The sequence below is a fragment of the Roseibium sp. Sym1 genome (assembly GCF_027359675.1).
GTDB lineage: Bacteria > Pseudomonadota > Alphaproteobacteria > Rhizobiales > Stappiaceae > Roseibium.
The window spans coordinates 3,975,099-3,989,126 of the sequence record NZ_CP114786.1 but is presented as its reverse complement, the minus strand read 5'-3'; the positions used below and the strand labels follow the sequence as shown (position 1 = coordinate 3,989,126).

Annotated in this window: 11 protein-coding genes; 8 read left to right on the top strand and 3 right to left on the bottom strand. The window is 61.8% G+C overall.

The features are described 5' to 3' along the window. The first annotated feature begins 62 nt into the window (after positions 1–62). Together flbT and flaF are read left to right on the top strand one after the other, a co-directional pair. Positions 63–560 carry a flagellar biosynthesis repressor FlbT gene (gene flbT / locus O6760_RS18120; RefSeq protein ID WP_269581114.1) on the top strand — a complete coding sequence of 166 codons (498 nt, stop codon included), beginning with the start codon at positions 63–65 and terminating at the stop codon, positions 558–560. Beyond that, positions 481–825: a flagellar biosynthesis regulator FlaF gene (flaF, locus tag O6760_RS18115; RefSeq protein WP_269581113.1), complete on the top strand. Its 345-nt coding sequence runs from the start codon at positions 481–483 to the stop codon at positions 823–825. The genes flbT and flaF overlap by 80 nt, the downstream gene beginning before the upstream one ends. Before the next feature lie 95 nt (positions 826–920). On the opposite strand, the gene O6760_RS18110 is transcribed toward flaF, so the two are convergent. The 3 genes from O6760_RS18110 to O6760_RS18100 all read right to left on the bottom strand — a co-directional run bounded on the left by O6760_RS18110 (position 921) and on the right by O6760_RS18100 (position 5,786). Further along, the gene (locus O6760_RS18110) at positions 921–2,456 is read right to left on the bottom strand and encodes a flagellar protein (protein ID WP_269581112.1); all 1,536 of its coding nucleotides are present in this window, start codon (positions 2,454–2,456) and stop codon (positions 921–923) included. A 14-nt stretch (positions 2,457–2,470) separates the two neighbouring features. After that, on the bottom strand, positions 2,471–4,324 hold the full coding sequence (gene flgK, locus O6760_RS18105; protein WP_269581111.1) for a flagellar hook-associated protein FlgK: 1,854 nt from the start codon (positions 4,322–4,324) through the stop codon (positions 2,471–2,473). A gap of 73 nt (positions 4,325–4,397) precedes the next feature. Continuing rightward, positions 4,398–5,786 carry a flagellar hook protein FlgE gene (locus O6760_RS18100; protein ID WP_269581110.1) on the bottom strand — a complete coding sequence of 463 codons (1,389 nt, stop codon included), beginning with the start codon at positions 5,784–5,786 and terminating at the stop codon, positions 4,398–4,400. 308 nt (positions 5,787–6,094) lie between these two features. Between O6760_RS18100 and O6760_RS18095 the strand changes: the two genes are divergently transcribed. The 6 genes from O6760_RS18095 (at position 6,095) to O6760_RS18070 (ending at position 13,948) form a co-directional block, all read left to right on the top strand. Further along, positions 6,095–6,940, top strand: coding sequence for an AAA family ATPase (locus tag O6760_RS18095; RefSeq protein WP_269581109.1), 846 nt, complete (start codon positions 6,095–6,097; stop codon positions 6,938–6,940). Positions 6,941–6,957: 17 nt separating this feature from the next. Beyond that, positions 6,958–7,503: a hypothetical protein gene (locus O6760_RS18090; RefSeq protein WP_269581108.1), complete on the top strand. Its 546-nt coding sequence runs from the start codon at positions 6,958–6,960 to the stop codon at positions 7,501–7,503. A gap of 63 nt (positions 7,504–7,566) precedes the next feature. Then, positions 7,567–8,091, top strand: a complete 525-nt coding sequence (locus tag O6760_RS18085) for a SixA phosphatase family protein (protein WP_269581107.1) — start codon at positions 7,567–7,569, stop codon at positions 8,089–8,091. Between the two features lie 52 nt (positions 8,092–8,143). Then, complete coding sequence (locus O6760_RS18080; protein WP_442969802.1) at positions 8,144–9,658, top strand: YcjX family protein; 1,515 nt, start codon at positions 8,144–8,146, stop codon at positions 9,656–9,658. Beyond that, positions 9,655–10,701, top strand: coding sequence for a YcjF family protein (locus O6760_RS18075; RefSeq protein ID WP_269581105.1), 1,047 nt, complete (start codon positions 9,655–9,657; stop codon positions 10,699–10,701). Before O6760_RS18080 ends, O6760_RS18075 begins: the two co-directional genes overlap by 4 nt. Before the next feature lie 154 nt (positions 10,702–10,855). Further along, a complete protein-coding gene (locus tag O6760_RS18070) occupies positions 10,856–13,948 on the top strand; it encodes a beta strand repeat-containing protein (RefSeq protein ID WP_269581104.1) in 3,093 nt (1,030 codons plus the stop codon). Positions 13,949–14,028: the final 80 nt, after the last annotated feature.

Below are 14,028 nucleotides of genomic sequence, written 5' to 3'. Positions count from 1 at the left end.
GGGGTAATCGTTAACGCTTTCGTTAACGTTTCATGGCGATACTTACGCGTGGAGGTCACGGAATGGCGCTCAAGGTCGAGCTGAAACCGGGCGAACGGATTATCATCGGGGACAGTGTCATCACCAATGATAACCAGCGGACCCGTCTCTTTATCGAAGGCCAGGCTCCCATTCTGAGAGAAAAGGATATTCTCACGCCGGCCACTGCGGATACGCCAGCCAAACGTGTCTATCTGGCCGTGCAGCTGATGTATCTGTCGACGGATATCGAAAGAATTCAGGAGAATTACTTCACCCTCGTCAACGACATTGTGAAGGCCGCGCCGAGTACGATCCCCTACGTTACAAGGATCAGTAACGCCATCCTAACCGGCGCCTTTTACAAAGCACTGAAAGAAGCACGTAAGCTCATCGAGTATGAAGGGACGCTGATCAGTCATGTACAAACAGGCAGCGCAGGCTTACCAGAAAACGAGCCAGGTGGCAGCGGTGTCACCTCGGGAGCTGGAAGCGAATCTGCTGATGAAAGCCGCAGCCCGGCTTCAGTTGATCAAGGATGAGTGGGAGGAATCTTCGCTCGCCGAAAAGGATGATGTGCTGGTCTATAACCGCAAGCTCTGGACAATTCTGGTAACCTCGGCCACCAGCCAGGAAAGCGAATTGCCTCAGGACATCAAGAACAACATCGCCTCCCTGGGTATTTTCGTCTTCAAGCAGACCATGTCGATCATCACGTCCGACGACAGCAACAAGATCGATGTTCTCATCAACATCAATCGTTCGATTGCCGAAGGATTGCGGTCCAAACCTGCGGAAGCCGAGTAACAACTCCAGACAGTCAGAAAAAAGGCCGGCGCATTCGCGACCGGCCTTTTTTGTGCGTGGTTCCGATGGCTGCGCCGATACCCTGTCCCGGGAAATCAGAGATAGTCGGACAGCGTCAGATTGAAAACGATGGACGACGCCCGGTAGGAGACCTCGATATTGGTCTGCAGCTGCAGGATCTCCGCGGCAACCAGGTCCTGGTCGATCCCCTCGATGTCCGTGATCGTTCCTTCGTAGGTGTTTTTCATCTGGAAGTGACGGTCATCCGTCAGGGACACGGTCCGGTGGGTGATCGCAATGTCGGTGGCAATGTCCACTATGCCGGACTGTTCGACACCGGCCGGCTGCAGGGTGGTTCTGAGGTTGGTCGACAGCGCGTTGTAATATTGCTCGTCGATCTGGGTTCCGCCCGAAAAGTCGGCCGCCACGAAGGCCGCCAGCGACTGAACAAGTTCCTGAAGCGGCGTTTCATTGGCGCGCACGCCGTAATTGACGGTCAGGTTGCTGTCGATCACGGCATTCTTGTCGTTGCGCGGGTCCGTCGTGGTGTCGTTGCGTCCCGTGTACCATTCAACCGTCGTCGATCCGCCCGCCATCAGCGCCGTGGCCGTATCAAAGGGCGGACCGTCGATCCGCTGCGGCTCCTCGCCGTTATAGGTGGTGAAAAACTCTTCGGCGGCCCACTCGTCGGACACGGCCCGCAGAGTTGTCTGCGCCTGTTTTTCGATCTCCGCTTCAAGAGCGTCCCGCAGGTTCTGGGCGGTTTCCTCCAGATCCGCGCCGATCGCGAAGGTGCCTTCGCCTTCAGCGGTCGCCGCGGCGGTGAATTCGATCTCGATCGTGTCCGTGTGATCGGGCGGCAGGGTCAGCTCGAGAGTGATCGTCTCGCCAAGCTCCGGCTGGCCGGTAAACTGGACATCGAAACTGTCGGGATCGGCGGCCAGCGGCCCGGTGACCGTGACATTGGTGAGCGTCGACGTCACCGCGGATATGTCGAAGCCGAAATCGTGAGCTCCGTCCTCGGCAACCGTGAAGGTCGAATCCGTCGGCACCGCCCCCGCATAGTTGGTCACCAGCGCCGATGTGTCCAGGCGTCCGTTTTCGTTGGTGCCCAGATTGGCCGCGGCGAACTCGCTCAGGTAGGTGCGCAGGCCGTCAAGCCCGTTTTCCCCGTCCAGAATCGCATCGATGGTCGCCACCGGGTCGTTGACCGCGTCGGTGCCGCCAAAGACATAGTAGCCGGCGATCTCGGTGTTGAGAATGTTGAGCGTCTCGTTCAGCAGCAACTCGGCCCGTGATTGCGTCTGGGTCTGACCGTCGTCCTGAATGATGAAGTCATTGGTATCGAGCGCCGATTTTGCGTCCTGGCGGATCTCCTCGAGCCTGTCGAGCGACATGCTTCCGGTCTGCAGGTGCAGATCGGCAATGGTGATGGTCTGCTGATAGGTCTCGATCATGCTGACCCTCTGGGTCAGCTGGATATCGAGCAGGCGGCGGTCGCCGATTTCGCCATAGGTCGTTCCGACCTTGCCGCGAGCGAGCTGCGTGGTCTTTTCAGACAGGGTGTCGTTCAGCTGGCCCAATTGCTGGATCAGGTAGGTCCGGGATGTGGTAACTGACGAGACGGGCATGACGCACCTAAACCTTATACGATGTTCAGAAGCTCATCGAAGAGCTCCTTGATGGTCTGCATGACACGCGCATTGGCCGCGTAGGCGTTCTCCAGCTGAACCATGAAGGCGAGTTCGGTATCCAGGTCGACCGCGTAGCTCTCCTCGTAGCGGATCGCCAGGTTCATGGTCAGGGTTTCCTTGGAGTCTGCGTAGGTTGCCGCATCCTCGGCCTGGTTGCCCTGGAAAGCGACGGTCTGGTTGACGAACCCGATCACGCTGCCCTGGAACGGCGTCGAGGAGCTGCCGATGCCCGAGCCCGGGTCGAAATAGGTCTCAGCTGATGTCAGCGCCTCGGAAAGGTACTGTGCCCTTGCCGGATCGTTGGCCGTGTTGGCGGTTGGCGTCGTCTGGTAGTTCACCAGAAGCGCGCTGTCGGCAAGCAGGTCCGGATTGACCGCGATCGCGTTGGCATAGCCCACACGCTGGCCACCGTCCTCCAGGGAATCGGTGAACAGTTCCGGCGCGTCCCGGCTGTCGACGAAAATCGCGAGCCCGAGCCCCTGGTCCGTATGCGCGGTCACCGTGACGTCCGCGGTCAGGCTCTCGACCGTGGTCGGCCCGGTATTGTCGCCCAGGACCCGCAATTCGTCGGAGCCGTTGTTGCTGACCTGCAGCCCGGTTCCGCCCAGCGCGGCGATGATGTTGGTGATATAGGTCGCCGGAGTTCCGCTCGAGATATCAATTCCGTAGACCGTGTCATTCGGATTCGAGGTGGCGCTGTCGTCGAGCGGCAGCAGGGCCGCGTCCTCGACCGCCACCAGCGTCACCGTTTGGGCAATCCCGCCGGTATCGGTGTATTCCACCGTTATGGTGTTGCCGGGCTGCAGGGCGGACACGTCAAGATCGAAACCGTCATCGAGACCGACCGTCACATCGGTGCTTTCCACGGTCACGTTCGAAAAGGCCAGAGAGATCTCCGCCGCGATCGTGTCCAGCTGGGTCTGCGCCTCTGTCAGGATATCGTCCCGCAGCTCTGCCGTCGCAACCATGGCACCGGATCTGGACCCGGCGATCAGGTCATAGGTGGTGCCGCCCTGTGTCGTTACCATCACCGAGTTGCCCGTCTGTCCGGGCTGCAGGGAATGGGTCGGCGAAAAGCTCAGGGTTGCGGCCTGGTTGTCCGCGTAGAGCTGCTGGCCGTCCGCCGTCTGGATGAACAGTGTCTCGTTAGCGCCCTTGGACACGTTGATGTCCAGGTAGGCGGAGAGCTGTTCGATCAGCCGGTCGCGCTCGTCTTCCATGTCTGCGGTCGAAACGCCAGACTGGGACGCCTGCAGGATCGCCTCGTCGATGTCCTCGATGCTGGACAGAAGGCCGTTGACCGCGTCCGTCTGGCTCGCCAGTGCATTGTCGGCCTCCTGGCGAAGATCCGCGATCTGCTCATAGGAGGCATTGAGTTCGCGGGCAAAGGCATCGGCAACCGCGACCACATCGCTCTGGGCGGCATAGTTGCCGGGATCGTTCACCAGGATGGACAGGACCGAGGAAAGTTCGCCGGCCAGGGTCGTCAGGCCGCTCTTGTCGCCGAGCGTGCCGAAAATGTCGTCGAGCCGGTCGGTAAAGTCGGCGATCTGCTTTGCGTAATTCGTGTCTGCAAGGGAATTGAAATAGTCGGCCTGGATCTGCTCGTCCACAATGCGGCGGACTTCCGTCGCGTTCATGCCCGCAACGTTGCCGAGGCCGTCGAAATAGACTTCGGCGGAGATTGTCTTTTTGGAATACCCGGCCGTATCGGCGTTGGCGATGTTCGTCGCCGTCACGTCCAATTGGCGCTGATTGTAGGCGATTCCAAAAACCGCTGTGTTCATGGCACTGGTCAGACCCATAGCGGCTTCTCCTTCCTGTTACGCGACTTGGCCGAAAGCGCCGGCGGGTCGGGACCCGCCGGCTACGCTCTCATTACCGGACCATGTTCAGGGCATCGTCGAGCATCTCGTCCGCGGACGTGACGATCCTCGAGTTGGCCGAATAGGCCTGCTGGGTGATGATCAGCTTGGAAAACTCGTCCGCGATATCCGCGTTCGACAGCTCCAGCTTCTTGGCCAGGATTTGCCCGCCACCGGACAGATCCGGATCGCCGGATGAGGCGGTGGCAGCGAACGCCGCCCCGTCCACACGCTGCAGGTTCTGCTCGGCCTCGAACGTTGCGAGCGGGATCTGGTAGACCGCGCGCTGCTGGTTGTTGGAATAGCTCGCCACCACACGGCCGGCATCGTCCACGGCAACCCCGGTCAATTCACCGGCCGGGTAGCCATCCTGATCAAGCGCAACGGAGCTTGCGGTTCCGTCCGGATCGGAAAACTGCGTCAGCGAGCCGTTGGCGAAGGAGAACTCGACGCTTGCGGCCGTCGTGCTGCCAATGGTCAGGTTGGTGATGGTGAAGCCGTCGCTGGTGCCGTTGACCGCGGTTCCGGTCATGGCACCCGCCGTCAGGGCAGTCATTTCACCGGTGGTATCGAACTCGATATCGCCGACATCATACCAGGCGTCGGTGGCGTCCCCTCCCGTGCTGATATACATCGACCATTCGTCATTCACCGGTCCGACGGAATCGTAGTTCACTGTCTTGGCGTAGCGAACCTCCACATTCATGGCGGTACCATTCTGGTTGTAAATGGTGATCGATCCGCCGGAGATGGAGCTGTCCAGGAAATCCTGCTCGTCGGCGACGGCAATGTTGCCTGTACCGACCCCGACATCCAGCAGCGCCGTGTCTTCGTCCGTGCCGTCATAGTTCGTGGTATCCGGAACGCGGGGCAGGTTCGCCTGATAGTCGACCAGCGTCGTCGCCGATGCGGCCAGCGGCTGGTTCTCGATCTGGATCACCGTAGGATTGTCGCCAATGGCGTTGCCGGTATCCGGATCAAGCGGAAAGCCTTGCAGATAATATCCCGACGCATTGATCAGGTAACCTTCCTTGTCCCGCTCGAAGTCACCGCCACGGGTGTAGTAGGTCTCATCGGCAAAGGTCGTGGAACCGTCAACAACGTCGGACGCCTTGGTAACGACGAAATAGCCTTCGCCGTTGATCGCCATATAGGTGTCCACGTCGACGGACGTGATGTCGCCCTGCACGGTGTTGGTGGCACGGGAGGTGGCGAAGGTCGTTCCGGACACCTGCTGGGCCTGGATGGATCCGCCACCGGAAACGAGATCGGAGAAGGTCGTGTCGAGCCGCTTGAAGCCGGTGGTCTGCGAGTTGGCAACGTTACCGGAAATATTCTCCAGAGCCGTGGCCTGCGCTGCCAGTCCGGAGACGGCCGAGTTGATAGCCCCATAAATACCCATTGTCGGTCCTCTTGATAGATTGGGCACTGCTACGCGGGCTTACGCCCAATGTCGGCCCTACTCCGCAAAGGACGTGCCAATTCGAGGAAAACAAATTTTACCGTTCAATTTCAGATACTTAAAAAAATACCCCGAACAACGGAGGCAAACTTCACCCCGGCAAGCCAGGCTCTGCCGGGCAATTTATTCCCCGCAGGATGGGCAAGACTGTCCCCTTTTGCCGTCCCCGGCTTTGCCTCATTTTATTGGCTTGCGTCTCTGCGCAGGGCCTGCCACCTTGCGCCGGATTGACGAAGGACGGACCGCATATGCGCTTTGAAGGAACTGACAGTTACATTGCCACGGAAGACCTGAGGGTCGCGGTCAATGCCGCGGTTGCCCTCGAACGGCCGCTGCTGGTCAAGGGGGAACCCGGTACGGGCAAGACGGTCCTGGCACAACAGGTGGCCGCCGCCCTGAAGGCTCCGCTGATCGAATGGCATGTCAAATCCACGACCAAGGCACAGCAGGGCCTTTACGAGTATGACGCGGTTTCGCGCCTGCGCGACAGCCAGCTTGGCGATGAACGGGTCCACGACATCAACAACTACATCCGCAAGGGCAAACTCTGGGAAGCCTTCGACGCGCCGGAAAAGCCCGTCCTGCTGATCGACGAGATCGACAAGGCGGATATCGAGTTCCCGAACGATCTTCTTCTGGAGCTCGATCGCATGGAATTCCACGTCTACGAGACCGGGGAGACGGTCAAGGCCAGGCAGCGTCCGGTGGTGATCATCACCTCCAACAACGAAAAAGATCTTCCGGACGCGTTCCTGCGCCGGTGTTTCTTCCATTTCATCAAGTTTCCCGACGCAGACACGATGGCGGAAATCGTGGACGTGCACTTCCCGGGGATCAAGCAGCGCCTGCTGTCGGAAGCCCTTCGGCTGTTCTATGACGTGCGCGACGTGCCCGGCCTGAAGAAGAAGCCGTCCACATCGGAGCTGATCGACTGGATCAAGCTGCTTTTGAACGAGGACGTTGACCCTGAAACACTTCGTCAACAAGATAGCTCCAAGCTGATTCCGCCGCTTCATGGCGCATTGCTCAAGAACGAACAGGATGTCCACCTGTTCGAAAGGCTGGCGTTCATGGCGCGCAGGGAACGGACCTGACTGCACGGGAGACCGTCTTGGGGCGACAAGCCGCAAAATACATCTGCCTCGCCTTTGCGGGCCTGCTTGCCGGCGCCGCCGGGTTTGCGCCGGCCCGGGCGCAAGTGCCGCCTGAAAAGGACGCCGGCTGGCAGAGCGACGTTGACGGGCTGCGCCACTTCACGGGGCTGCGGTGCCCGGACATGATCGGCGCCTTCTACAGGATCAAGGTCATGGAAGGCGACGAGGTCAGCCAGGCCGGCTGCATCTATACCGGCCGCGATGGCATAACCGCCGTTCTGCGCAAGCACCTCGAAGGCACGGGGCGGCGCGAGGCCCTTGCCTTTTCGCGAAACTACAAGACGGCCGGCTTTGAACAGATCAAGCTCAGCGGCGCCGCCGCCTCAGGCATATCCTTCCGCACCCGAAGCTGGACGCCAACCAGCCTGTGTGAAACCCTTTGGTACTTTTCCGGCACCGGGGCCGATTACACGCTCTGGCTCTCCTATACGCTGCCGACGCAGGAAATTGATATCGGCCCCGCGGTCGCAGCCTTCACAGAGGCGCTCGCCAACCAGAACTGACCCAGGCAGCCGGATCGATGCTGCGGGACTTGTCCGCGACCTGCGAAACACTTGGAACCAACCATGCGGCTTCTCCTTCTCAGACATGCCAAATCCGACTGGGGCGACGCCGGTCTTGCCGACGTCGACCGTCCGCTGAACAGCCGTGGCAAGACAGCTGCCGTCAAGATGGCCCGCTACCTCAACGACCAGGGACTGCTGCCCAGTCAAATCCTGTGCTCGACATCGCTGCGGACCAGGGAAACCCTGGCACGGGTCCTCGTCTGCCTGCCGCAGGAAGCGCAGATCCATCTGTTGTCCGACCTCTACAGCCAGAGCGAGGACGATTATCTGGGCCTGATCCGCAAACACGGCGGCCGGGCGCAGAATCTGATGGTGATCGCGCACAACCCGGCCACGGAAGACACGGCGCTGACCCTGGCGGGAACAGGCGATCCGGCGGCCATGGCGGACCTGGGCGAAAAGTACCCCACCGCGGCGCTCGCCGTGATCGATTTCGACATTGCCGACTGGGCCGAACTCCAGCCCGGCACCGGACACCTTGAACGCTTCGTCAAGCCCCGCGATCTGCGCGACGCCAACGGCTGAGCGCAAGGGCATCGCGCCGGCCTCAATTGCACTCTGCCGCTCATGCGCTTACATGAACGCGCTGGAGGCGCAAGTGAACCCACTGACGACACTGACGGAAGAGGCCAGGCTGACCCTGGCCAACCTGGCCGATGCGGCGACCGACCTGACCGTGCCAAGCATCAGGCTGGGCGTCACCGGCCTGGCGCGTGCCGGAAAGACCGTTTTCCTGACCGCACTCGTTCACAATCTGGTCCATGGCGGACGCCTGCCAATGTTCGCGGCGGCGGCCGGGCACCGGATGACCGGGGCACAGCTGCAGCCGCAGCCCGACGACGCTGTGCCGCGCTTCGACTACGAGGCCCATGTCCGCGCATTGGTCAAGGACCGTATCTGGCCGGAGTCCACCCGCCAGGTTTCCGAGTTGCGCCTGACCATCGACTATGAAAGCGCGTCCTACTTCTACCGCAAGCTCGGTCCGGGACGCCTGCATCTCGACCTGATCGACTACCCCGGTGAGTGGCTGCTGGACCTGCCCCTGCTGGGCAAGGACTACGCCACCTTCTCCGCCGAAGCCCTGCGCAATGCCCGGGCCGCGACCAGGACCCAGATTGCCGGGCCCTTCCTGAAGGTCCTGGGCGGACATGATCCGGAGGGTCAGGAAAACGAACCCGCCGCGCAGCAGCTGGCGGCCTGTTTCAAGGAATACCTGGCGGCCTGCCGCGCCGATGCTCACGCACTGTCCATGCTGCCGCCCGGCCGCTTTCTGATGCCCGGCGACCTGGACGGCTCCCCTGCCCTGACATTCGCGCCTCTCGACATCCCCGCCGACGCGCCGCCCGCGCGCGCCGGCACGCTCCGCGCCATGATGGAGCGGCGCTATGAGGCCTACAAGACCCATGTCGTGCGCCCCTTCTTCCGCAATCACTTCGCCCGCCTGGATCGTCAGATCGTGCTTGTCGATGTGCTGCACGCGCTCAATGCCGGGCCTCACGCGGTTGCCGACCTGGAAGTTGCCCTGAGCGAGGTGATCGGCGCCTTTCGCCCGGGCAGGCGCAGCTGGCTGTCCTCGATCCTGACCCGGCGGATCGACCGGATCCTGTTTGCCGCCACCAAGGCCGATCACTTGCACCGCACGGACCATGACCGTCTGGAAGCTATCCTGAAGCGGCTTGTCGCCCGCGCCGAGGACAGGGCCCGTTTCAAGGGCGCCGAGGTGGAGGTGCTGGCCCTGGCCGCCGTGCGCGCCACCCGGGAGGCAACGGTGAAACACCGCGGTGAAGAACTGCCGGCCATCCTTGGCACGCCGTTGCCCGGTGAAAGGCTGAACGGCGACACCTATGACGGAAAATCGGAAATCGCCATGTTTCCCGGTGACTTGCCGCAAGATCCTGAATCACTTTTTGGCGAAGTTGAATCGGTTTCTGAAGACCTTCGACCAAGTTTTCAATCGGCTCAGAGCGAGCTTCAGTTTTTGCGGTTCCGCCCCCCGGAGCTCGACACGACGGCAGAAGGACTGACCCTGTCTTTGCCGCATATCCGGCTGGACCGCGCCCTTGAATTCCTGATCGGAGACCGACTGGCATGACCGGATCCAGACCACCTTCGGGCCGCAAGCCGACGGCCTTCCGGCTCGACGACGCCAAGGTGCGCATGACCGATGACGAAGACCGGATGCCGTCCGCCGGCGAGGCCTTGGTCACCAGGGCCTTTGCGGAGGACGAGGAGCCGCGCCTGCCACGCGCCGCCAGCACGCCGAGAACCGGCATCCGCTTCGGCAGGTGGCTTCTGGTCGGGCTGACGGGTCTGGCATCCCTTGCCGTCGGCCTGGCGGTGGACAGCCTGGTCCGGGACCTGTTTGCCCGCAACGACTGGCTCGGCTGGCTGGCAATTGCCCTGGCCGGAATTGCGGCGCTCGGCCTTCTCGGCCTCGTTGTGCGCGAGATCGCCGGACTGGCGCGCCTTGGAAAGATCGACCACCTGCGCGAAAACCTGAAAGTCGCGGCGGACGCCGACGACGCCAAGGCGGCAACGGCGGGCCTGAAAGACCTGATGGCGCTTTATGCAGACAGGCCGGAAACCGCCCAGGGCCGCAAACTGCTCGGCGGACATATGCGCGAGGTCATTGACGGGCGCGACCTGGTCAAACTGGCGGAGCGGGATCTCCTCGGCCCGCTGGACCTGGAAGCGCGCCGGATCGTCCTCAACAGCGCCAAGCGCGTGTCCGTCGTGACCGCGGTCAGTCCACGCGCGCTGGTGGATCTTCTGATGGTGCTGTTTGAAAATCTCAGGATCATCCGCAGGGTGTCGGCACTGTATGGCGGCCGGCCCGGGACACTGGGTTTTCTGCGCCTGGCCAGGCATGTTGCCGCCCATCTTGCCGTCACCGGCGGCATGGCGGCCGGAGACAGTCTGGCGTCCGAAATTCTCGGCCATGGCCTGGCTGCGCGATTGTCGGCAAGACTGGGTGAAGGCGTCATCAACGGATTGCTGACCGCCCGCATAGGAATCGCCGCCATCTCGGTATGCCGCCCGGCCCCCTTCGTTTCCGGATCGGGTCCGAGCGTGAAGGAATTCATGGTCGAACTCACGTCGCTCGCCAACAAGCAGGAAGCCGAGCAGAACAATTAAGTCGTTGAGATATAAAGATTGAACCTAAGTTTAGCCGCTTTTGCACCTTGTCATATTGCACAAGGCATCAGGACACCGTAGATCTTGTTCGGCAACCGGCTCTCGATACGTCACTTTGACAGGGCCGGCAATAATAACAACGGGGCGGCACAAAGTGAGATCCAGCAGCGACAGGCCGGGCCTGCGGGCCAGCCAGATACGGCGCCAAGCGCTGCTGGCAAGCTGCGCCTTATGGCTCGTCTTGCCGTCTGGCGCGCTGGCCGGTGACATTACCATCCCGTCCGGCACGACAGTCACCACGACACAGACACTGACCGATGTCGGCGACACGGGCACGGTGGACAACGGCGGCGCGATCGACGTCACCGACGAGGACGGTCTGGTTCTCGACAATGACGACCAGACCGCCGTCAACAATGGCGACATCGACGTCGAATATACGGCCGGCCCTTCGCTGGCCGGCATCGGTTCCCTGGGTGCCAACTCGATGATCACCAACAACGGCACCGTCACCGGAACGGGTGGCGACATTTTCGGCATCGTCACGATCAATGACGGTGCGACCATTCTCAACAACGGTACCGTTGACATGTCGGGCGATTTCTCGATCGGGATCGAAATCGACGGCGACAATTCCAGCATCGAGAACGGCGGCACCATTATGACCGACGGATTCCTGTCCGATGGTATCTATGTGTTCGGTGACGACGGCACGGCAACCAACAACGGCACGATCGAAACCAGCGGCGAAGATTCCTTCGGGATCTATTCGGACGGCGCCGCCTCGATGCTCATAAACAACGACACCATCACCACCACCGGCGACTATTCCTACGGCATCGGTGCCGACGGCGACGACGCGACGATCACCAACGACGGTTCGGTTTCCACCGCGGGGGACGAAGCGGACGGCCTGAATGCGTCGGGGGACGATTCCAGCGTCACCAATTCCGGCACGGTGACGACGACGGGAGACGACGCCCACGGCATCGATGCCGACGGAGCCAATGCCGTCGTCCTCAACCGCGGCACGATTACGACCACCAATGACGACGCCACCGGAATTGATTCCGACGGCGGCGCCACCAACGCCGTCATCACCAATAGCGGAACCATCTCCGTGCAGGGCGACAGTGCCCTTGGGATCGAGTCCAAAGGCGACGGCAGCACCATTACCAATTCGGGTTCGATAACCACTGCCGGCAGCGGCGCTCCGGCCATTGGTTCCCAAGGTGACGATTCCACCATCACCAACTCAGGCACTCTTACCACCACCGGCTTCAGTTCCTTCGGCATCGGCGCCCTAGGCGCGCGCGCGGATATTACAAATTCCAGCACGATCACAACCGCGGGTGAAGATTCCGACGGAATCTTCACCTCTGGAGAAGGCGCAACCGTTCGAAACTCAAGCACAATCACCACAACCGGTGAGGATGCCTTCGGTATCGGATCGACGGGGGACGACTCCGAGGTGACCAATACCGGCACGATCGTGACGGAGGGCGAGGATTCCGACGGGGTCAATGCCGACGGCGACAGATCGACGGTTCTGAACTCGAACAAGATCACTACCGGGGGGTTGGACGCGCACGGTATCGATGCCGACGGCGACAACACGAACGTCACCAACAGCGGAACGATTACGACCACCGGGGTCGGCGGCCACGGCATCGACGCCGACGGCAACAATGCGACCATTGCCAACACCGGATCGATCCATACGTCAGGCGCGGAAGCGCATGGCATCAGTGCCACGGGAAGTGGCGCAACCATTTCCAACACCAGCTTCGACACGATTTCCGTGAGCGGCAGCAACAGTTTCGGTATCCAGGTCGACAACGACAACGCCGATGTCAACAATTCCGGCAAGATCACTGCGTCGGGCGAAGACGGCAACGGCGTCGAAGTCACGGGCAACAGTGCAATCGTCACCAACACCGGCACCATCGACAACAGCGGCTCGAGAACCGGCACGCTCGCAGCCTCGGGGCACGGCATTGCCATTGTCGGCGACGACGCGACCGTGACCTCGTCCGGGACGGTGTCCTCCGACAACGGATCGGCCATCTATATCGATGGCGCCAACGCAATGGTAACGCTGCAGGACGGATCCCGGACCGTCGGCATCCTGACCTTCACCGACTCCGCCACTGCCGCCTTCACCTATTCGGGCAACCGGACCGCGATCTTCGGCTTCTCGAGCGTCCCGGGCACACTGGGCACGGGCGATCTGGTCTTTCGGACAAGCGGCAACACTGTCACCTACCTCAATCCGGACAATTTCCAGCTGCAGACCACGGCCCCGACCTTCACGGCGCTGACACGTGAGCTGGCGGATGGCCTTGAGCGGCAAATGGATCTGAACCGCCTTGGAGAAACCGGGTTTGTCGCCACCAACGGTACCCCGGCCGAGACCGTGGCGGACCGTTGGGCGGTCTGGGCAACGCCCTATGGCGGTGTCCTGAATCGCAGTGGCGGTGACGGCTTCGACCACAGGTTCGGCGGCCTGATGGCCGGCGCGGAACGCGGCTTCGCCCCAGATCTGCGCGCCGGCGTGACCGGCGGCTTCTCATTCGGCCAAACCGACAGCGACAACGACATCCATTCCGCGGACACATACAGCGTCTTCGCCGGCGGCTACCTGAACCGGAACTGGCAGGCCACCTTCGCCCAGGTCAGCGTGCTGGGCGGGTACCTGGGCAGCGACGAAGAGGTCACCGTGCTTAACAACATGGTCGCCGGTGGACTGCAGGACCTCTCGATCGATTACGGCTATGTGTTTGTCAGCCCGACCGCGCGCGTCGGCCACGCCTTCGCGTCGGCACAGGGCACATTCACACCCAGTGTGCGGGCGCGCTATTCCGGCCTCTGGCAGACTGGCGACGCCACCGAGACCTCGACCGGCCTGACCGTCTCCGGCCGGTCGCTGAACGTCGTCGAGCTGCGCGGCCAGACCGAATTCGATTTCACACCGATCATCCGGGACAGCGGCGCGTTCCATTTCGGTGTCGCGGCGGGTGTCGACGGCATCTTCACCTTGTCCGACAGCATCGACGGCAACCTCTCCGGAACCGCCCTGAACCTGTCCATCGACAATGACGATACGGTTGTACGCGGCTTCGCCGCCGCAAATGCCGTCTGGCAGACCAATGGCGGCGCCAGTTTCCTGGCCGGCATCGAGGGCGGCTATGACAGTGCCGAAACCCTGTCGGCGACCGTCCGCCTCGGCGGCAAGGTCGCCTTCTGATCCCGGTCTCGTGACGGGATTGACCGGCACCGCCGCTCATTTGCCATCTCGACAGGCCCGAAGGGCGCCGCTACCTTCGC